The following is a 20425-nucleotide window of genomic DNA, read 5'->3' as shown; positions in this document are numbered from 1 at the left end:
TCAGCCGCGCTCGGCCGGGGCCGAAGACAACTCGAAAGGGCTGCTGCTACGGCGCTGATTGCGATCTTCACGGGGAGTCGCACCAAAGAAGTTGCGATAGGCGCTGGAGAAATGCGGCCCCGACGAGAAACCGCAGGACAAGCCGATCTGGATGATCGACTTGCTGGTTTGCATCAACATCTGCCGGGCTTTATTCAGGCGCAGTTCGAGGTAGTACTGACTCGGCACGCGATTGAGGTACTGCTTGAAGATACGCTCCAACTGACGACGGGAAACGCACACATGCTGGGCGATTTCGTCGGTGGTCAGGGGCTCTTCAATATTGGCCTCCATCAGCAACACAGCCTGGGTCAGCTTGGGATGGCTGGAGCCAAGACGGTTCTGCAGCGGGATACGCTGACGCTCACCGCCTTCACGGATGCGCTCGACCACCAGCTCCTCGGACACCGCACCGGCCAGTTCGGCACCATGATCGCGAGCCAGCACCGCCAGCAACAAATCGAGTACCGACAGCCCGCCGCAAGCGCTCAGGCGATCACGATCCCAGTCGAACAAATGACTGGTGGCGATTACTTTGGGGAAGCGCTCGGCGAAATCGTCCTGCCAGCGCCAGTGCACGGCCGCACGGTAGCCATCCAGCAAACCCAATTGCGCCAGCGGGTAGACACCCGCCGACAGCCCGCCAATCACGCACCCTGCCCGCACCAGTTGCTTGAGCGCACTGCTCAGGGCCGAGGTCAGGGCGGCAGGCGGCTCATCCGCCAGCAAAAACAGCTTTTGGCAACCTTCAAGCTTGCCGTTCCAGGGCTCACCCGGCAATTGCCAGGCTCCTTCAAGCGGTGCCTCGGCCTGCAAGAACAACAACTCGTAGACGACTTCAGGATGCACGCGCTGGGCAACACGCAACGCTTCCTCGGCCAGCGCCAGAGTCAAGGCTTTGGTGCTGGGCCAAATGAGGAAACCAATTCGATGGGCGGTCATGGCGTGCTATCCGGAACGAAAACGGGAATAAAACCTGTGCACCCAGCCTGGGCCAGCTACGCAGGATGCGGAGCATGACCTATTTTGGTGCACAGCGGCAGTCTTAAAATTGCAGTTATTTCAAGCTGCCCGACAGAAACTGCTGCAACCGCTCGCACTGCGGGTTAACCAGCACTTCACGCGGGTCACCGCTTTCTTCGACAATACCTTTATGCAGAAACACCAACTGGTTCGACACTTCACGGGCAAAACCCATTTCGTGGGTCACCACCACCATGGTGCGGCCTTCCTGGGCCAGATCCTGCATCACCTTGAGCACATCACCCACCAGCTCAGGGTCAAGGGCCGAGGTCGGCTCGTCAAACAGCATGACCTCAGGCTCCATCGCCAGCGCACGGGCAATTGCCACACGCTGCTGCTCGCCACCGGACATATGCCCCGGGTAAGCATCCTTGCGGTGCGACACGCCTACTTTCTGCAGGTAATGCTCAGCCTTGTCACGGGCTTCGGCCTTGGACATGCCCAGTACATGCACCGGCGCTTCCATGATGTTTTCCAGCGCGGTCATGTGCGACCACAGGTTGAAATGCTGGAACACCATCGACAGGCGCGAGCGCATGCGCTGCAACTGCTTGGGATCGGCGGCCTTGAGCGCGCCGTCCTTGTTGGCAATCAGCTTGAGCTCTTCACCATTGAGCAGGATCTTGCCTGCATGGGGTTGCTCGAGCAGGTTGATGCAACGCAAAAAGGTACTTTTGCCGGAGCCACTGGAACCGATGATGCTGATCACATCACCTGCCTTGGCGGCCAGCGAAACGCCTTTGAGCACTTCATGACTGCCATAGCGTTTATGCAGGTCTTGGACTTCAAGTTTGTACATGCTGTCGGTTCTCACAAAAACAGTCAGTCGTTGAGCAAGCGCCCGTGACGCAAAGGCTTGCGCCCCGCCACTTTAGCCAGCCAGAAACCGGGTTGGGCATAGCGCAGTCGCTCAACGGCAAATAACACACCGGCGGTGCCCGCGCATACCGTACTGACCCGGTCAGATAAAGGATCAATCACTTCAAACAGCGGCTCGCCGGGCTCAACCCAAGCGCCCACCGGACGTAAAAAACTCACCACACCGGGGTGCGGTGCAAACAACAACTCAGTGCCTTCAAATGGCATGCCTTCACATGCCTCATGCTGCGCTGCAGGCCAGTCACCTGTGATCAGGCCCTGTTCGGCCAGAAACGCCAGAATGCCCTCGGCATAAGCCTCGGCCTGCGGGCGGCCGGTGTCCGCCTGCCCGCCCAGCTCCAGGGTGGTCGACATGCAGGCCAAAGGGATCTGCGCATCGGCAAACTGGCGCTGCAAACGCAGCCAGGGCACTGAGCAGGCTTCATCGAAGGAGCTGCCACCCGAGTCTTCAGCCAACAGCCCAACCCGCACACCCAGATGCGCAGCCAGCGAACGCCACTGCGGCCAATGCTGGGGCAAGGCGTACAGATGCAGTGCGGCATCGGTCTCGCAGTGCAGATCCAGGACAATGTCTGCATCACAGGCATGACTCAACAAAACACGCTGCATACCTTGCAACTGACTGACCGGATCTGGCAACTCGGACAATATATCAAGCATTGTCTGACGGATCAGTCGGGTGTTGGCGTGAGGATCATCCCCCAGGCGACCTGCCAGCCTCTGCGCTACCGGCTCACTCAACTCGACGAAATCGCGGTTGAAGTTTTTGCCGCTGCCAAACTCGAAACGTCCCTGATGACTGCCTTGCAGCAACTGGCCGAGCCCCAGGGGGTTGGCCACGGGCACCAGTTCGATCACGCCATTCAAAGCACCCCGGGCTTCAAGTTCGCTCAGGCGCTTTTTCAGTTCCCAGGCACAACGCATGCCCGGCAGTTCGTCTGCATGCAGGCTGGCCTGGATATAGGCTTTGCGCTCACCTTCACCGAAACGGAACACCGTCAAGTGACGCTCGGAACCCAGGCTGCTCCAGGGCAGCAGGTGATCGATACGCTCCATGACTCAGGCCTTGCGCGGGGCCATATAGCCCAGCCAGCGGCGCTCGGCCAGTTTGAACAGGCGCACCAGAATGAAGGTCAGGCACAGGTAGAAAGCACCGGCCGTGATGTAGGCCTCAAACGGCAGGTAGTACTGGGCATTGACGGTACGCGCAGCGCCCGTAATGTCGATCAGGGTCACGATGGAGGCCAGACTGGTGGTCTGCAACATCATGATCACTTCATTGCTGTATTGCGGCAGAGCCCGGCGCATGGCCGACGGCAGCAAAATGCGGCGATACATCTTGGAACGGGACATGCCCATTGCCTTGGCCGCTTCAATCTCACCATTGGGCGTGGCCCGCAGGCTGCCGGCTATGATTTCGGCGGTATAGGCGCTGGTATTGATGGCAAACGCCAGGCAGGCACAGAAGGTGGCACTGGACAACAGCGGCCACATAAAGCTGTCACGAATCACTTCGAACTGGGCCAAACCGTAGTAGATCAAGAACAGCTGCACCAGCATCGGCGTGCCGCGAATCACGTAGGTGAACAGCCAGGCCGGAAAGTTGACCCAGGCCTGCTTGGAGACCCGCATCAACCCCAGCGGCACGGCTGCCAGCAGGCCGAAAAACAGCGAAATACCCAGCAGTTTCACGGTTTCCAGCATGCCGCTCAAGTACAGCGGCATGCTGGCCCAGATGACGTTGTAGTCAAAGATCATAGATCAGCCGCCCTTACGCCTACCGAGTAGCGCTTCTCAAGTTGTCGCAATGCCAGCAGCGAAACACTGGTCAGTACTAGGTACATCGCCGCAACGGCCAGGAAGAAGGTGAACGGCTCGCGGGTGGCATCAGCCGCCTGCTTGGCCTTGAACATCATGTCTTGCAGGCCCACCACCGAAATCAGTGCAGTCGCCTTGGTCAACACCAGCCAGTTATTGGTAAAGCCAGGAATCGCCAGGCGAATCATCTGTGGCACCAATACCCGGAAAAACACCTGAAACGGGCTCATGCCATAAGCCATGCCGGCTTCAGCCTGCCCCTTGGGAATGGCCATGAAGGCCCCACGAAAGGTCTCGGACAGGTAGGCACCAAAAATGAAGCCCAGGGTGCCGATACCGGCCGCCAACGGATTCAAGTCAATGTAATCGTCGTAGCCCAGCATCGGCGCAACGCGATTGAGCAGGTCCTGACCGCCGTAGAAAATCAGCAAAATCAGCACAAGGTCGGGAATCCCGCGGATTACCGTTGAATACAGATCGCCCATCCAAGCCAGCCAACGTACCGGCGACAAGCGCAACGAAACACCGATCAGACCTAGAACAATGGCCAGGGCCATGGACGACAAGGCGAGCTGAAGCGTCAGCCAAGCGCCATCGAGGATGACAGCCCCGTAGCCTTTCAACATGATTCCGGCCCTCTAAAAAATAGCTCGAAAATGGGGGAATAAAAAATGGCGCAAACTTCAGAGATTCTGTCGCTTGCGCCATTTCGGACGTACTGCTGCGATGTATTACTGACCGTAAATATCGAAGTTGAAGTACTTGTCCTGGATTTGCTTGTACTTGCCGTTTTCACGCAGAGCCGTGATAGCAGCGTTGATCTTGTCTTTCAGGGCGTCGCCCTTGCGTACGGCGATACCCACGCCATCACCAAAGTACTTGACGTCGGTGAATGCCGGGCCTGCGAATGCGTAGCCTTTGCCAGCCGGGGTCTTCAGGAAACCGTCTTCCAGCAGGGTGGCGTCTGCAACGGTGCCGTCGAGACGACCCGCTTCCACGTCCAGGTAGATTTCGTTCTGCGAGCCGTAAGGAACGACAACGGCACCTTTAGGCGCCAGAACTTCCTTGGCGAAACGGTCGTGAATCGAGCCGCGCTGTACGCCGATTTTCTTGCCTTTGAGTTCATCAAGGCTGTCGCTGACCACAGTACCTTCCTTCATCACCAGGCGCGCTGGCGTCAGGTAGTACTTGTTGGTGAAATCAACGGACTTCTTGCGGTCTTCGGTGATGGACATCGAGGACAGGATTGCGTCGATTTTGCGCACTTTAAGTGCCGGGATCAGGCCATCGAATTCTTGCTCGACCCACACGCACTTGACCTGCATCTGCTCGCACAGTGCATTACCGATGTCGTAGTCAAAACCCACGATACTGCCATCCGGGGCTTTGGAAGCGAACGGAGGGTAAGCCGCTTCAATACCAATTTTCAGAGGTTTGTCAGCAGCAAAAGCCTGCAGGGACAGCACGGACAGTGCCAGGGCGCCAAGAAGCACGAGTTTCTTCATCTTAGGACTCCATCGGTAAAGGCAATAAAAGCAGAGTGAGCCTGAGCCCAATATGCGGAGGTTAAACCGGGAATGCGGCGCCACGTCCTACTGGCGTTGCACTGTGACCAGCACAACAACGACGAGCGGGTGATCGGCATTCTAACGACAGGCTTCAAGCCGTTATTTCTTCAATGCGACAACTAGTTACAGATGCACCGAAAAAAGCGACTCCAGGCATTGACAGCTCTTCATGTTTATGCAAGAGCAAAAGACATAGAACCTATGTGAGTTGCAAATAGCGGGCCTATTATTCGCAAAGCCTTCTATTCCGGCAAGTGCAGCGTTTCATCTTATTTATTCAGGAGCCGAAAAGGGCTCTAAAACGGTGCTTTGAGTATCAGAAGGCCCCGCTAACGGGCAACCGGTTACATCTGCGGTAACACATAGTCGGCTCCCACAGGATCTGCAGTTGCCCAATAAAAAGCCCCGCCAGGTTATGCCGGACGGGGCTTGGTGACCTTCAGGCCGTGTTAGGCGACCTTCATGCCTTTATGGGTATCGATCAAGTGCTGCACCACACCCGGGTCAGCCAGAGTAGAAATATCACCCAGACCGTCGTATTCGCCGGTAGCTATCTTGCGAAGGATACGACGCATGATTTTGCCCGAACGGGTTTTCGGCAGGCCGGGCGCCCACTGGATGACATCCGGCGAAGCGATCGGACCGATCTCTTTGCGCACCCAGTTTTTCAATTCAAGGCGCAACGCCTCACTTGGCTCTTCGCCACCATTGAGGGTGACATAGACATAAATCCCCTGCCCTTTGATGTCATGGGGCACGCCAACCACTGCAGCCTCTGCCACTTTAGGGTGGGCCACCATTGCGCTTTCGATTTCAGCAGTCCCCATCCGGTGGCCGGACACGTTGAGCACGTCATCTACACGACCGGTGATCCAGTAGTAACCGTCTTCGTCACGACGCGCGCCGTCGCCGGTGAAGTACATGCCACGGAAGGTCTTGAAGTAGGTATCGACGAACCGGTCGTGATCGCCATACAAGGTGCGCGCCTGTCCAGGCCAGGAGTCCAGAATCACCAGGTTACCTTCAGCGGCCCCTTCTATAAGGTTGCCAAGGTTATCCACCAGCCCCGGCACCACACCAAAGAACGGACGCGCTGCAGAGCCTGGCTTGAGTGCATGCGCCCCAGGCAGCGGGCTCATCATGCAAGCGCCGGTTTCGGTCTGCCACCAGGTATCCACAATCGGGCAACGCTCTTTGCCGACCGTTGTGTAGTACCAGTTCCAGGCCTCAGGGTTGATCGGCTCACCCACCGAGCCCAGCAAGCGCAAGCTGGAGCCATCGGCATCCTTAACCGCCGCCTGACCTTCGGCCATCATCGCGCGAATGGCTGTAGGCGCGGTGTAGAGAATATTGACCTTGTGCTTGTCGACAATTTTCGAAACGCGGGTAATGTCCGGGTAGTTCGGCACACCTTCGAACAGCACGGTGGTTGCGCCGTTGGCCAATGGCCCGTAGACGATATAAGTGTGACCGGTCACCCAGCCGACGTCCGCCGTGCACCAGTACACCTCGCCCGGGCGGTAGTCGAACACGCGTTCGTGGGTCAACGCCGCATAGAGCAGATAGCCACCCGTGGTGTGCTGCACACCTTTGGGCTTGCCGGTGGAGCCGGAGGTATAAAGGATAAACAAGGCTTCTTCTGCGCCCATTTCTTTCGGGGCGCAGTGAGTCGAGGCCACGGCCATCAGGTCGTGGTACCAGATATCACGATGCTTGTACCAGGCGATGTCCCCGCCGGTACGCTTGAACACGATGATCTTCTGAACGCTGGAGGTATCCGGGTTGGTCAGTGCCACATCGACATTGGCCTTGAGCGCGGTACGCTTGCCGCCACGCAGGCCTTCGTCAGCGGTGATCACTACCTTGGATTTGCAGTCGATGATCCGGCCGGCCAGCGCCTCTGGCGAGAACCCACCAAATACAACCGAGTGGATTGCACCGATCCGGGTACACGCCAGCATGGCGACCACAGCCTCAGGCACCATCGGCATATAGATGGTGACTACGTCACCCCGGTGCACATCCTGACCGCGCAAGGCGTTGGCCAGCTTGCACACCTCTTCGTGCAGCTCACGGTAGGTAATGTTGCGCTGCTCGGAAGGATCATCCCCTTCCCAAATGATGGCCACTTGATCGCCGCGCTCGGCAAGGTGACGGTCCAGGCAGTTGTAGGAAACGTTGAGAGTGCCGTCCGCGAACCATTTGATATCGACATGATGATCGTCGAAAGAGGTCTGTTTGACGGTGGTAAAAGGCTTGATCCAGTCGAGGCGCTTTGCTTGTTCGCGCCAGAAGCCATCCGGGTTGACGACGGACTGCTGGTACATCGCCTTGTAGGTCGCCTCGTCAGTCAGCGTATTGGCAGCGACTTCAGGACGTACGGGATACAGGGAAGCGGCACTCATGTTTCATACCTCAATGCTTGTAGTTGTTGTTTTATGACCCTGTTTTAGCCGGGCCAGGCCGTGAGATCCATTCGACGTTGGTAGTAAGAAACACGCAGAAAAGTCATGGTTTTTCTGCGCAAGGCTCAAGCACAGTACTTACAGCGATTTCCTGCTCGTCACGCGCCTTGTAAACGTCAGAAATGAGCGCTGTTTTCGACGATTGTTGCAGAAACTGTCAACAGTCTTTATCAAAACTCCCTCTATATGCCCGCACGGCACAGGCCTAAAATTCATCTCGCCAACCAAGGCACCGCGATTAACCCAAGTTACAGCCCCCACGAAGGCAAGTTAAGTCGCTCTTCAATACTCAGTTTCACGCACAGCCTCACAAGGGCTGTGTGACCCCACTCGACCTAAAACAGGTAACTCTGAAATGAAAGCGTTGTTAGTTCTGGCCCTGAGCAGTGTGTGTCTGACCGCCATGGCTGAGGAAGTGAACACACAAGCTGCGCACCCGCAACCTGCCGTCGAACAGTATTCCTACTCATCCGAACTGGACATCGCCAAAGTGATTTCCATGAGCGAAATCCCCAGCGTTTGCGAAGTTGTGCCGGCCCAGATGGTCTACGAAGACTCGCAGGGCAAGCAGCACACCCTTGAATACCGTGTAATGGGCAACGGCTGCTCCAACGGCTGATTAATAACCTGCGATTTATTCCAGCGTTAATCAACTCACTTATTCACGCGAACCAACGCGGTGTTTAATTGCAACTTTCAACCTGGCTTATATAACTTTGAAACGTTGCCCGCCGCGCATGTATCGCCCGGGAATTATCTAATGAAACGTTCTTTGATAGTGGCTTTCAGTTTGTCTGTTCTGGCCAGTTCAGCTTTTGCCGCTGACGGTTATGACCGTACCCACGCAGCCACTTTTACTGAAGATGGCTACAACAGCACCCGCTCGGCCAATTTTGCCGAAGACGGCTATGACAGCACCCGCTCGGCCAGCTTTGCCGAAGACGGCTATGACAGCACCCGCTCGGCCAGCTTTGCTGAAGACGGCTATGACCGTACCAACGGCCATCGTCTCAGCTAACACCGCTTCGACCTGACGCCCGGTAGCTGCCGGGCGTGGTCTGCCTTGCAACAAATCTCCCTTCCCTCCCGCTCATGCCACAGGTCATTTGGTCGCCCAGACCCATGACAAAAAAACTTCTGCCCCGGCAAACCCTCGCCCAGCCGCAGCCTTGCTTAAGCCCTGGACAAATTTAGGGCGTTTCGTCGCATCTCCAGCAAAAAAACTGGCTGAAATACCTTGTGCAAAAGCCTTATACTGCGGCCATCAAAAAGGCTTGGCATCTCCCCTTCGCGGGCTAAAAAACCACGCTGCTACGGCCTCAAGGCCCAGGGCAAGTGCAGGCACGACCTCCTTCCCTGAACGACAGCGGTACAAGCCAACGTACACATTCATGTTTTTGCGTGAGCACAACGCTACTGCAAGCAACATTTCTTAGATCCAAGTGGCCTATGGCCGCGTAAAAACCAAACCATAAGTGTTTTCACGCAGCTATCAGGCCCTCACGCAGGAGACGACACGTCATGCTGAGCTGGGACGAATTCGACAAAGAAGACGAAGGCGAAGTCGCTGTTAAAGGCGCCAACGCAGGCCACGCAACCGAAGCCAACATGGACCGCCTCGACGCCGCTGGCGGCGTAGCTGCCCAGGAAGCCCGCGCAGTCACGGCTACCGACTCGGCCGCGATCATTCGTGCCAAAGCCGCGCTGGACAACCTCGACATTGCTGAAGGTCTGGCCGAACTCGAAGGCGCTTCCGCCCGTGTAGCGGTTGACGAAAAAATGATGATCAACTGCCGCGCCGACCTGAACCAGCTCGTACCGTTCAAGTACGACTGGGCGTGGCAGAAATACCTGGACGGTTGCGCAAACCACTGGATGCCGCAAGAAGTCAACATGACCGCCGACATCGCCCTCTGGAAAAACCCGGAAGGCCTGACCGACGACGAGCGCCGCATCGTGATGCGCAACCTGGGCTTCTTCTCGACTGCCGACTCCCTGGTAGCCAACAACCTGGTACTGGCCGTATACCGCCTGATCACCAACCCGGAGTGCCGCCAGTACATCCTGCGCCAGGCTTTCGAAGAGGCGATCCATACCCACGCCTACCAGTACTGCATCGAATCGCTGGCCATGGATGAAGGCGAGATCTTCAACATGTACCACGAGATCCCGTCGGTTGCTAAAAAAGCTACCTGGGGCCTGAAATACACCCGTTCGATCTCTGATCCGAAGTTCGAAACCGGTACTGTCGAAACCGACAAAGAGCTGCTGCGCAACCTGATCGCCTACTACTGCGTTCTGGAAGGCATCTTCTTCTACTGCGGCTTTACGCAGATCCTGTCGATGGGTCGTCGCAACAAAATGACCGGGGTTGCCGAGCAGTTCCAGTACATCCTGCGCGACGAATCCATGCACCTGAACTTCGGCATCGACGTGATCAACCAGATCAAAATCGAAAACCCGCACTTGTGGGACGCTGAAATGAAGGAAGAAGCTTCGCAGATGATTCTGCAAGGCACCCAGCTGGAAATCGAATACGCACGTGACACCATGCCACGCGGCGTATTGGGCATGAACGCAGCGATGATGGAAGACTACCTCAAGTTCATCGCCAACCGCCGCCTGTCGCAAATCGGCCTGAAAGAAGAATACCCGGGCACGACTAACCCGTTCCCATGGATGAGCGAAATCATGGATTTGAAGAAAGAGAAAAACTTCTTCGAAACACGGGTCATCGAATACCAAACCGGCGGTGCATTGAGCTGGGATTGATACACCGGGTTGGTTAAAGCCACACCGGGTAAATAAAAAGGGCCAACCATGTTGGCCCTTTTTATTGGCATCGAAATTTTCAATTACCCTTTATTAAACTCAAAAAGCCGGAATCCGCCTGCCATAGTGCGGCGAGTTTCGTGTGAGACTTCCCAGCAGCTTCCAGATTTCTCAGCTCCTCAACGGCTACAGCCCACCAAAGAGGCTTACACGCCTCAAGATAGGGTAATTGGCTACCCGCCTTACCCAGCAGATAGAGTTTGGCAATTTTTTCGAGAGGTACTGCATTGCCCCCTCAATTTCCACCTCAGCTGTAAACGATGACGCAGCGAGACCCTGGGAAGACGGTCAGGAACGGCAAATGATGCTTGCGGTAAACCCTCACGATAGCCCTCACCCTGCTTATTAAAAAAAACCCGGTACATTGCATGGTGATAGTGCTTCACCGAGAAGTAATGATTAATGCAGTCATTGGCCGCAATCACTTTTCGACCATGCAGCATAAACGATATAGCAATTTGCTCAATCGTAAGAAGTGTTGCTCCATGATGAGCCCATTGATCAATCAAACTAATTACGCCTTCAAAAATATGACCGTTGGTTTTGGTCATCCCGCAAACCCCACTATTGAACAGTTTCAACCACGGTGCGGGGGCTTTATTTTCAGCGTCGAGCTGTGTAACCAGTTTACGAAACCCCAGACGCCGGGAAGCATCTGCCCAACTCAACTCAAACTTATCCATCAAAAAATGATTGTCAGAGACCCGTTTAAACAACTGGGCCGGATCTTTGAAAAAAACCGTATCGGTATCAACGAAAATGGTTTTGCCAGACAGCGCAACGCCCGCCTGGATAGCGCAAGCCTTACGCCGGTGATAATAACCGCCTGCCCCTTGCCAGGCGTCCAGCACCTCAACGCTCAGAGGCAACACGCTCACAGGCCAGCCATCAAATGCCTCAGGCTGATCAGTCATCAGTGTGATCGTAAAGTCAGCCGGATCTTTTCTGTAGCGCAACGCCGACAAAATACTGAATTTTGCTTCAAACCGATAAACTTCTTTGCCGCCATACAGCAAATACAGGAGTTGATTGATACTGTTAGTGGGCTCACCTATGGCTTCCATCATCTTTTTTATACCGTTCTTGCAGATAAGGGTAAACGTTTAAACAGTCATCATCCGACCACTGAAAAACTGTTTAAAAGTTTTCTTTTACATTAACCGCACACACCCAGCGACAGAGAAAACCCCAGATACCTTTTGCAACTGACTTATTGCTGATTTTCGCCGCAAGGCTCCCACCCTGAACACAACGTGGGTGTCTTCGTAGAAGGTGATGGCTGCTTCAACAGATACAAGTGTGCAAACTTTATGGGCATTATATTTTGATAGCGTCAATGTGCAGGCTAAGCACTGGGACATCCCTGATATGGGAACCAGTCTTAAGCTTATTTAAAATAAAAGAGTTAGGACTTTTCTGATTTCAACGAAGAAAGCTCTGCTAACCGTGTCCCCGCGATGACGTGAGCAACATGGGCGTTTTCCGCGAAAAGATTACACACACCCCACTATCGAAATTTTCGACCCATGCTCTTCGCGCAAAAGCTCATAAAAATGCAGCCAGACAACAGATTTCGCCCCTCGGCACTTATCAAAAAATGAGTTTGTTCCGGCACCAAGATAGCTGTATAAAAACACAGTACATTTTCAAGCACTGACTCAGCCCTGGAGAAACCCATGCCTCATTCAGCCACGCGCAGTACGTTTGAACGTATCGTCATCAATCAATTTACCCCGCTGCACTGCTCGCAGGCCCGCGAAATGCTGGGCTGGAATCGCGAGTACCTGAGTGAGCAGTCCGGGGTTTCAGTCTCGGCCATTGAACGCTTCGAGTCACAAGCCCCCGTTCGCGACGTAACCCGGCTGGCCCTGGCCTATAGCCTTGAGGCGCAGGGCCTGGTGTTCTTTCCCGGCTTTACCCCCGGTCGCGGGGGAAATGTTCGCGGCACAACACCAGACCCGATGGGGCGCGAAGATTTTGCTCTGATCGAGTGAAATACGGCCCTATTGCCCTGGAGTTTCTACCTCAAGCCACCAGGCATGGCCCCGGTGAGGGGTTAGCAGATTGAAAGCCTCACCCATTTGTGGCGTTGTAATCAGCACTTTGCGTTGCTCTGCCAACGCCACAATGCGCTCAAACGGCTCGAACCAGGCATGAAAAGCCAGATCAAAGGTGCCGTTGTGAATAGGTAACAACCAACGCCCGTTGAGGTCGTTGTGCGCTTGCAGGCTGTGTTCGGGCTGCATATGCACATCGGGCCAGTCGGTGTTGTAGGCACCCGTCTCCATCAGGGTCAGATCAAATGGCCCAAACTGCTCGCCGATCAGCTTGAAACCGTCGAAGTAACCTGAGTCTCCACTGAAGAAGATTCGCACGTCATCAATGATCATCACCCAGGATGCCCAAAGCGTCTGGTTATGATCAAACAGGCCGCGGCCTGAAAAGTGCTGGGAAGGAGTCGCGACAAAGCGGATACCTGCAAGTTGGGTGCCCTGCCACCAATTTAGTTGCTGAACCTTGCTGGCTGGTACTCCCCATTTGACCAGCAAGTCGCCCACACCCAGCGGCGCCAAAAACTGCTGTGTTTTGGCGGCCAGTTGCAATACGGTTTTTTGGTCCAGGTGATCGTAATGATTGTGGGAAAGAATCACTGCTTCCAGTGGCGGGAGCTCATCAAGGCTGATGGGCGGCGCATGGAAGCGCTTGGGGCCAGCCCACTGGAACGGCGATGCACGCTCAGCATAGACCGGGTCGGTCAACCAGTACTTTCCCTTGAGCTTGAGCAGCAGAGTCGAGTGACCCAACCGGTACACACTGAAATCCGCAGCCTCGTCCAATTGCTCACGGGTCAGCGGTTTGACCGGGATCACACCTGCAGGGCGAGTGCTCGCAGGCTTTTGGAATATCATTCTCCAAAAAATGCCCAAGGTTTTGCCGATACTGGAAGGCGGCCTGACGCCAGCATTTTGAAATGCACCTTTATGACGCTCAGCGGGCTTAGGCCCCTCTGCACTGCTTGAGTCGAGTGCCATGGCTTGAAGGCTCCAGTCAAAAGTGATTAATACTCTGTTTACAGGCCTGTTAGAGGATGATCGACATTCTACTGGCATCCTTCTGCGCCGCAGCTTGCCCTCGACTTAATAAGCTAATCTAGTCCCCATAACTGTTTCAGAATTTTCGGAACAGATGGGGTGTATTCTCGACAAGGCTGACCGACCAGCCAACAATCGATAATGCAGTACCCGGCAGTTGCCAGAAACTCCGCCCGCACATCTTGCGCAGATAGACATGGACAATAAAAGAGGCAAAGGGTTGTCGTTCGCCAAGCGTATTTATGCGCCGCGAGTGATTGGCTCAGGGTTTGGCAGTATCGGGCTAATGGCCGCCCTCTACCCCCTCGACAGATCCATATGGGTTTGGCCACTACTGCTGCTAAACGCGTTCGTATGGCCTCACCTGGCCTATCAATTGTCATCGCGTGCAACCTATCCCTACCGGGCTGAACGTCGAAATATTTTGATTGATTCCCTGTGCGGAGGGTTTTGGGCGGCGGCTATCGAGTTCAATCCGCTGCCTACGGTGATCATCGTGTCGATGATGACCATGCACAACGTTGCTGCCGGAGGGCCAAAACTGCTGGTTCGCGGAGCGCTGGCGCAGCTGGCAGGCGCCCTGGTTGCGTTGCTGCTGTTCGGCTTTGCGTTTACACCCCATACCACCAGCCTGCAGGTCTATGCCTGCGTACCCGTGCTGATTCTTTACCCTTTTGCTGTAGGCATGGTCAGCTATGGTCTGGCAATCACCCTGGCCGAGCATAAACGCACCCTCAGTACCCTCAGCCGCACCGATAGCCTGACCGGGCTGCTTAATCACGGCTCATGGAAAGACCTGCTGCAACTCAGTTTCCAGCAAAGTCTGGAGCGCAATTCTCCGGCGACTCTGGCGCTGATTGATATCGATCACTTCAAACAGATCAACGACACCTACGGGCATATTGTCGGCGACAGTGTATTGCGCCAGCTCAGCAAGGAGCTCAAGGACAATTTGCGCACTGAAGACCTTGCAGGCCGCTACGGCGGTGATGAATTCTGCGTCATCCTGCCTAATCGCACCCTGGACCAGGCCCGGGAAATCATGGAACGGCTGCGCCACGTGATTGACAACTATCAACACGCCGACGAGCCCGGCCTGTGCGTTAGCCTGAGTATCGGGCTTGCCACTTGCCGCCCCGAACTCCTCCAGGCCAGCACGTGGCTGAACGAGGCAGACAAAGCGCTGTATATCGCAAAGAATACGGGGCGCAACAAAATCAGTGTTGGCGCAGCAGACACCCTTGCTGAATCACAGCTGAGCAATGATCCGGTATAGAAACAGGGCCCGGGCAGCGCTATTCAACTGATGCAGCGACGCAAGGCCGAGATCTCGGGCACATCCTGGCGCTGCATATACACCCTCAAGGGCTCGGTGATGTTCAGGCGGTCATCGATATTCTGATCCAGCAACAACTGAATCAACTCGCGCTTGAGAGTCATGGTGCCAGCACCATCGGCCTGCCAGACAAACTCGCTGGTGGGCGTGATGTTGTCGTCGGCGACATCCATTCCAAATGAATCTTCACTGAAACGGACAATGTGCTGGCCTGTCTTACGATTGAAACCAACAAAGCCGCTAAGTAGGTCGGCGGCCTGACAGATGAGTTGCGAAGTGATACGCATGGTAAACCTCACTGATGAGCCTGAAAGGCTCCGGGACGGTGGTTTACACGCAAGTTCGATTGCCTGCCCCTCTGCCGGGGACGTTGATGTGGCCAAGAATACTGCACATCTTCACGAAAAACCGCTAAAAAACACCCTCTGCTTTTATGATTGAAAGGAACTCAACCAATGCCTGACACTTTTGGCAAAAACGCCCTGCTGCTGAGCCTGCTCCTGGGCTTGGGTGGCGTACAGAATGCTGGCGCGTCCAATGCGACCGAGGCGGCACTGGCCAACGCTCACGGCATACCGCGCCCGGCGGTGATCGCCCATCGCGGTGCGTCCTTCGATGCTCCGGAATCAACCGCTGCCGCCTACACCCTTGCCAGGGATCTGGGGGCTGACTATCTGGAAATGGACCTGCAACGCAGCAAGGACGGCGTTCTGTTTGCGCTGCATGACAACAGCCTGTTGCGCACCACTGACGTCGCCAAAAAGTTTCCGCAACGCAAGGACAGCCCGGCCAGCGCCTTTACCCTGGCCGAGCTTAAAACCCTGGATGCTGGCAGTTGGTTCAACCAGGCTTATCCGGATCGCGCGCGCCCGTCCTATGTCGGGCTGCCGATCCTGACCCTGGACGAAATTATCGATATCGCCCAGGGCAATCCACAGTACAAACCGGGCCTCTACATCGAAACCAAAGAGCCCAGGCAGTTCCCGGGCCTTGAACACGATCTGAAAAACAAGTTGAGCGAACGCGGCTGGCTTGAGCCCGTTGCCTCGGCAGAGGCGGAAGGCAAACCACTGGTCGGCCAGGGCAAAGGCCGGGTCATGTTGCAAACCTTCGACAAAAACAGCCTTGAGCTGCTGCAAAAAGAAATGCCCGACACGCCGAAGATCCTGCTGTTATGGGTAGGTGAAGGCGGCATGAAGCCCAACACCTCAGTCAGTTTCGCCGACTCCGGCGAAAAGGATAAAGCCGCGTACTACGCCAAACAGCAACCCAAGGACAAAGCCGAATTCATCCAGTGGCTCGACTTTGCCAAGGCCAACGGTGCCATCGGTACAGGCCCTTCGGCAGCCTTGACCCACGGGGGTGACCAGAGCTTCTTCGACCTGATCCAGCCCTGGATGAACAGCGCCGCCCATGACCGGGGCATGCTGGTACATGTTTACACCCTCGATGCCCCCGTTGACTTCAAAAAGGCAATGGACGCAGGTGTCGACGGCATCTTCACCAACCGCGCCAGCGAGTTGCTCACGTATTACCAGCGCCCGGTGCCACAAAGCGTCAATCAGTTGCTGGAGAAAAATGGCTTTTAACCTGCAAGCCGGCAAGGGGCGAAAATTAAGGGTGAGTTAAGTTGCGCCGGTTAATCTGATCCCACTTGAACAGATCAACCCAAAGGGACTCAACATGAAAAAACTTAATCTGGTATTTGCAACTGTTGCCCTGGCTCTGACTGCCGGTATTGCTCAGGCCGATGTACGCCCGGACCATATCCCGGGCCTGATCAAATCGGGTGAAATCACCTCGTTTGAAAAGTTGAATCAAGCAGCACTGGACAAACACCCTGGCGCGACCATTCTCGATACCGAGCTTGATCACTCCTACGGCAAGCTGGTGTATGAAGTTGAATTGCGCGATACCAAAGGCATCAAATGGGACGTAGATCTCGACGCAAAAACCGGCGAAGTGCTGCAAGACAAACAAGACACCTGAGTTGATTTGAATAAAAGGCTGCGCCACTCTTCATGGGTGGCGCGGCCTTTTTATTTAGCGCTTGCTTAGGAATAAGTGCCGCGCTCAAGTGTTCTGGCTAGAATCATCTTTTTGAGCTCGAGCTTTTACCATGACGCACGGCACGGCTGACGATATCGCGACAATTAACCGGATCAGTGCCGTACCTGCAATGTTGCAGGTGATTACGGAAATGACCGGTATGCGCTTTGCTGCCGTTGCCCGTGTCACCCAGACCACCTGGACCGCCTGCGCGGTACTCGACAAGCTGGGTTTCGGTTTGCAGTCCGGTGGCGAGCTGGACCTGGTCAGCACCCTGTGCTTTGAAAGCATGAACTCGCACCTGCCGATCATCATTGATAAAGCCAGCGCCGATCCGCTGTACCAACACCATCACACGCCGCGGATTTATCGCTTCGAAAGCTACATCACGATTCCGGTATGGCGCACTGACGGTAGTTTTTTCGGCACCCTGTGCGCACTCGACCCCGAGCCTGCAAGCCTCAGGAACAGTACGATCCAGTCCACAATGGAGTCATTCGCACGCCTGCTGTCGCTGCAAATTGACGCCGAAGAAAACCTGCAACGTACAGAAACCGCGTTGGAGCAGGAGCGTGAAACCGCAGAGCTGCGCGAGCAATTTATCGCTGTTATAGGCCATGACCTGCGCAACCCGTTATTCGCCATCACCACAGCCGCAGAGCGCTTGCTACGGGTGCGCCCAGACCCCTCCACCGATGTCCTGGTCAAGCATATCCTGAGCTGCGGAAACCGTGCCTCGCAGCTGGTTGAGGACGTTATGGACTTTGCCCGCGGACGGCTCGGTAGCGGCATCCCGCTGACGCTGCGCGAGTGCCCCGATCTCGACTAGGTCTTCATCCATGTCATCTCGGAACTGCAAAACGTTCATGCGCAACGTTCCATCCGCTCAGACATAGGGCCACTTGAGGGCATCCGCTGTGACAGCGGCCGCCTGGCCCAACTGCTCTCCAACCTGTTGACCAATGCCATCACCCATGGCTGCCCCGACGGGCCCGTTGACATCTCGGCACTGGTACTCAATGGGGTATTCACCCTGAGGATCTGCAACCAGGGCGAGCCCATCCCGGCCGAACAACTGCCGCATTTGTTCAAACCCTACTCACGCCCGGCCACCGACACTCCCCAGGCCGGACTTGGCCTTGGGCTGTATATTGCCAGCCAGATCGCCCTGTCCCACGGCGGCCATATGGAAGTCACCTCGGACCAGGACCAAGGCACAGTCTTCACCTTCAGCATGGCGCTGCCCTGATGCTCTGACGCCCTCGACTGGTATGTGAGACGACATCTTATGACCGCCCGGCCGCGACGCTAGCCATTTGCCATATAGGGGCTAAGGTACTGGCTGTAGACGTTTTAATTGAAATTTCGCCATGTTCGAAAGGAGTCGTTCATGCACACCAAAATTGAGCTGAAACCGCGTTCAACCAGCCGTACTGAAAAACTCGCAGCGCTGCTCTATAGCCTGTTCAGCTATCTGTTTTTTCTACTGACATTTGTTTATCTGATAGGTTTTCTGGGGAATGTCGTCGTCCCGAAAAGTATCGATTCGGGATCTGGCCTGGCATGGCCCTGGGCGCTTGTGGTCGATGTGCTGCTGATCACCGTATTTGCCCTGCAACACAGCATCATGGCGCGCAAAAGCTTCAAGCGCAGGTGGTGTCATGTCATACCGCCAGTTATTGAACGGGCCACTTATGTCCTGGCCTCCAGTGCGGTGCTGGCGCTTATATGCTGGCTGTGGCAGCCGATCGATATCAGTGTCTGGAGTGTACAGTCGCCCTTGTTTGCGGGGTTACTTGTCACGCTGTACTGGTTCGGATGGGGGTTGGTGCTGCTGGCCTCTTTCATGATCAGCCACTTCGAATTGTTTGGCGTCAAACAGCCCTTTGACACCCTGCGCCAACCAAAACCCGTAAACAACGCATTCAGAACCCCCGCGCTCTACAAGCTCGTGCGTCACCCGTTGTATCTGGGATTCCTGATCGCTTTCTGGGTAACGCCCGAGATGAGTGTCGGGCACCTGGTGTTTGCACTGACAAGTACCCTTTACATTCTGATCGGCACCCAACTGGAAGAGAAAGATCTGGTTGAGCTGTTTGGAGACAAGTACCGGGTTTATCAAAAAAACGTCGGCATGTTGCTGCCCTCTCTACGCCGCAAGTCCGGCACCGGGCGCTGATCCACGAATAAATCTGTATTTAGAACCGTGATGGGTAGAAACTGACGCGCTGTTCAGCGGCTACTGACACTGCCTGTCAGATGCCTCCTATTGCGCCTCGACAGAAACCCGACATGAACACCCGCCTATGCGCTTATGAAGACCTGACACCCCGCCAGCGCGAGCAACTGCGCGAGATAGAAGTTCGCCCTGAGCAGATTGCTTTTTGCGGCACCATCGAGTCTGCCCTGCACTCGTTGCCGGTCCAGCCGCAGGCGGGCATCAAAGGGCTGGTGCTGCTCAACGACGAGTTGCCAGTGGCATTTTTGCTTCTCAAGCGCGAGCCGCTTCTGGCCCACTGGGCCGAGCCGGGCTGCGCCACCTTGCACGCACTACAGGTCGACAGCCGTGCTCAGGGCCAGGGATTGGGCAAGGCCTGTTTGCGCGAGCTGGCCAGGGCCATTGAACAGATATGGCCCGAGATTCGCCAATTGATGCTCTCGGTCAGCCCGTTCAATACCAGCGCCATGGCTTTTTATCTGAGCCAGGGCTGGGTCGAGCAAGGCGAGGCCTATCGTGGTGAGCGACGGTTGGTGCTGTCGCTGGCCCCCATGCTGCCCCTGCAGTTGCAGGCAAGCTAAGCAGGCTTTTTGATCGGCAGCCAGATTTCCAGCAGCCCCGTACCGGTGTCCGCATTGAAGTCTGCGCTGTAGCGCTCGAACTCGGGCGCATCAGCGGCTTGGTAGCCCGAATTTGGCAACCAGTCTTTCCAGATCGCCTGAAAGGTCTGACCAAGCGTGTCCAATGCCCCGTGATGCTCAAAGACCGCGTAAGACTGCTCCTGCAGTTCAATCCAGCGATACCGCTCAGGCAGATCATCAAGCTTGCTGATAGCCACGCCAGCAATGTATTCAAAACCACCCTCGCCATCAGGATTACAACAAACACCGTAGGTTTCATCGCCAATTTGGCTTGGTACTTTGCCGATTTCGGGAATGAATTTTTCCCATAACAGCGGGATTCGATCAACGCTCTCCTCAGTGAAACGGCCACCCAAACCCGCGATCAATTGAAACTGGCCTTTGGCAAATCGCGGCGCTGACAGCTCGAACTTTTTTAGTTGGTCCATGGGGCATGCTCGATGGAGGAAGTAGGAAACCTAGCAT

Annotated in this window: 20 protein-coding genes and 1 pseudogene; 10 read left to right on the top strand and 11 right to left on the bottom strand. The window is 55.5% G+C overall.

The annotated features are described in order from the left end of the window. The 7 genes from argR to acs all read right to left on the bottom strand — a co-directional run bounded on the left by argR (nt 1) and on the right by acs (nt 7732). A complete protein-coding gene (gene argR / locus PPTH39_RS13105; protein WP_095003236.1) occupies nt 1–981 on the bottom strand; it encodes a transcriptional regulator ArgR in 981 nt (326 codons plus the stop codon). 115 nt (nt 982–1096) lie between these two features. Then, nucleotides 1097–1861 (bottom strand): ABC transporter ATP-binding protein, encoded by a 765-nt coding sequence (locus PPTH39_RS13100; protein ID WP_095003237.1) that lies wholly within the window; start codon nt 1859–1861, stop codon nt 1097–1099. 23 nt (nt 1862–1884) lie between these two features. Then, on the bottom strand, nt 1885–2997 hold the full coding sequence (locus tag PPTH39_RS13095; RefSeq protein ID WP_095003238.1) for a succinylglutamate desuccinylase/aspartoacylase family protein: 1113 nt from the start codon (nt 2995–2997) through the stop codon (nt 1885–1887). Nucleotides 2998–3000: 3 nt separating this feature from the next. After that, the gene (locus tag PPTH39_RS13090) at nt 3001–3699 is read right to left on the bottom strand and encodes an ABC transporter permease (RefSeq protein ID WP_095003239.1); all 699 of its coding nucleotides are present in this window, start codon (nt 3697–3699) and stop codon (nt 3001–3003) included. Further along, nucleotides 3696–4385: an ABC transporter permease gene (locus PPTH39_RS13085; protein WP_095003240.1), complete on the bottom strand. Its 690-nt coding sequence runs from the start codon at nt 4383–4385 to the stop codon at nt 3696–3698. The genes PPTH39_RS13090 and PPTH39_RS13085 overlap by 4 nt, the downstream gene beginning before the upstream one ends. A gap of 105 nt (nt 4386–4490) precedes the next feature. Further along, on the bottom strand, nt 4491–5264 hold the full coding sequence (locus PPTH39_RS13080; RefSeq protein ID WP_095003241.1) for an ABC transporter substrate-binding protein: 774 nt from the start codon (nt 5262–5264) through the stop codon (nt 4491–4493). Between the two features lie 512 nt (nt 5265–5776). Then, nucleotides 5777–7732, bottom strand: coding sequence for an acetate--CoA ligase (gene acs, locus PPTH39_RS13075; RefSeq protein ID WP_086798394.1), 1956 nt, complete (start codon nt 7730–7732; stop codon nt 5777–5779). A 415-nt stretch (nt 7733–8147) separates the two neighbouring features. On the opposite strand from acs, the gene PPTH39_RS13070 reads away from it, so the two are divergent. The 3 genes from PPTH39_RS13070 (at nt 8148) to PPTH39_RS13060 (ending at nt 10564) form a co-directional block, all read left to right on the top strand. Then, a complete protein-coding gene (locus tag PPTH39_RS13070; protein ID WP_095003243.1) occupies nt 8148–8411 on the top strand; it encodes a DUF2790 domain-containing protein in 264 nt (87 codons plus the stop codon). Between the two features lie 141 nt (nt 8412–8552). After that, nucleotides 8553–8810, top strand: coding sequence for a heme utilization protein (locus PPTH39_RS13065; RefSeq protein ID WP_095019707.1), 258 nt, complete (start codon nt 8553–8555; stop codon nt 8808–8810). 503 nt (nt 8811–9313) lie between these two features. Further along, nucleotides 9314–10564 carry a ribonucleotide-diphosphate reductase subunit beta gene (locus tag PPTH39_RS13060; protein WP_016782118.1) on the top strand — a complete coding sequence of 417 codons (1251 nt, stop codon included), beginning with the start codon at nt 9314–9316 and terminating at the stop codon, nt 10562–10564. A 242-nt stretch (nt 10565–10806) separates the two neighbouring features. On the opposite strand, the gene PPTH39_RS13055 is transcribed toward PPTH39_RS13060, so the two are convergent. After that, nucleotides 10807–11691, bottom strand: a complete 885-nt coding sequence (locus PPTH39_RS13055) for a hypothetical protein (protein ID WP_130872042.1) — start codon at nt 11689–11691, stop codon at nt 10807–10809. A 609-nt stretch (nt 11692–12300) separates the two neighbouring features. Here PPTH39_RS13055 and PPTH39_RS13050 point away from each other — a divergent pair. Continuing rightward, nucleotides 12301–12618 carry a helix-turn-helix domain-containing protein gene (locus PPTH39_RS13050; RefSeq protein WP_095003246.1) on the top strand — a complete coding sequence of 106 codons (318 nt, stop codon included), beginning with the start codon at nt 12301–12303 and terminating at the stop codon, nt 12616–12618. Nucleotides 12619–12627: 9 nt separating this feature from the next. On the opposite strand, the gene PPTH39_RS13045 is transcribed toward PPTH39_RS13050, so the two are convergent. Continuing rightward, on the bottom strand, nt 12628–13656 hold the full coding sequence (locus PPTH39_RS13045) for an MBL fold metallo-hydrolase (protein WP_095020863.1): 1029 nt from the start codon (nt 13654–13656) through the stop codon (nt 12628–12630). 256 nt (nt 13657–13912) lie between these two features. Here PPTH39_RS13045 and PPTH39_RS13040 point away from each other — a divergent pair, with 256 nt between their 5' ends. After that, entirely contained in the window at nt 13913–14992 is a 1080-nt protein-coding gene (locus tag PPTH39_RS13040; RefSeq protein WP_095003248.1) for a diguanylate cyclase, read from the top strand. 23 nt (nt 14993–15015) lie between these two features. On the opposite strand, the gene PPTH39_RS13035 is transcribed toward PPTH39_RS13040, so the two are convergent. Beyond that, on the bottom strand, nt 15016–15339 hold the full coding sequence (locus PPTH39_RS13035) for a DUF2025 family protein (RefSeq protein ID WP_095003249.1): 324 nt from the start codon (nt 15337–15339) through the stop codon (nt 15016–15018). Nucleotides 15340–15507: 168 nt separating this feature from the next. Here PPTH39_RS13035 and PPTH39_RS13030 point away from each other — a divergent pair, with 168 nt between their 5' ends. The 5 genes and pseudogenes from PPTH39_RS13030 to PPTH39_RS13010 all read left to right on the top strand — a co-directional run bounded on the left by PPTH39_RS13030 (nt 15508) and on the right by PPTH39_RS13010 (nt 19900). Then, nucleotides 15508–16641, top strand: coding sequence for a glycerophosphodiester phosphodiesterase (locus PPTH39_RS13030; protein WP_095039368.1), 1134 nt, complete (start codon nt 15508–15510; stop codon nt 16639–16641). A 94-nt stretch (nt 16642–16735) separates the two neighbouring features. Then, a complete protein-coding gene (locus PPTH39_RS13025) occupies nt 16736–17041 on the top strand; it encodes a PepSY domain-containing protein (RefSeq protein ID WP_095003251.1) in 306 nt (101 codons plus the stop codon). A 130-nt stretch (nt 17042–17171) separates the two neighbouring features. Beyond that, a pseudogene (locus tag PPTH39_RS13020) lies at nt 17172–18350 on the top strand (GAF domain-containing sensor histidine kinase). A 141-nt stretch (nt 18351–18491) separates the two neighbouring features. Beyond that, nucleotides 18492–19280, top strand: coding sequence for a methanethiol S-methyltransferase (gene mddA, locus PPTH39_RS13015; RefSeq protein WP_095003253.1), 789 nt, complete (start codon nt 18492–18494; stop codon nt 19278–19280). Nucleotides 19281–19393: 113 nt separating this feature from the next. Next, nucleotides 19394–19900 (top strand): GNAT family N-acetyltransferase, encoded by a 507-nt coding sequence (locus tag PPTH39_RS13010; RefSeq protein WP_095019699.1) that lies wholly within the window; start codon nt 19394–19396, stop codon nt 19898–19900. Here PPTH39_RS13010 and PPTH39_RS13005 read toward each other — a convergent pair. Next, a complete protein-coding gene (locus PPTH39_RS13005; RefSeq protein WP_095019698.1) occupies nt 19897–20388 on the bottom strand; it encodes a GyrI-like domain-containing protein in 492 nt (163 codons plus the stop codon). The two genes, PPTH39_RS13010 and PPTH39_RS13005, sit on opposite strands and share 4 nt — an antisense overlap. Between the last annotated feature and the right edge of the window lie 37 nt (nt 20389–20425).

Origin of the sequence: Pseudomonas bubulae (genome assembly GCF_900618535.1) — a bacterium.
GTDB lineage: Bacteria > Pseudomonadota > Gammaproteobacteria > Pseudomonadales > Pseudomonadaceae > Aquipseudomonas > Aquipseudomonas bubulae.
Note: the sequence above shows the minus strand (reverse complement) of the source record. Positions and strands in the feature narration are given on the sequence as shown.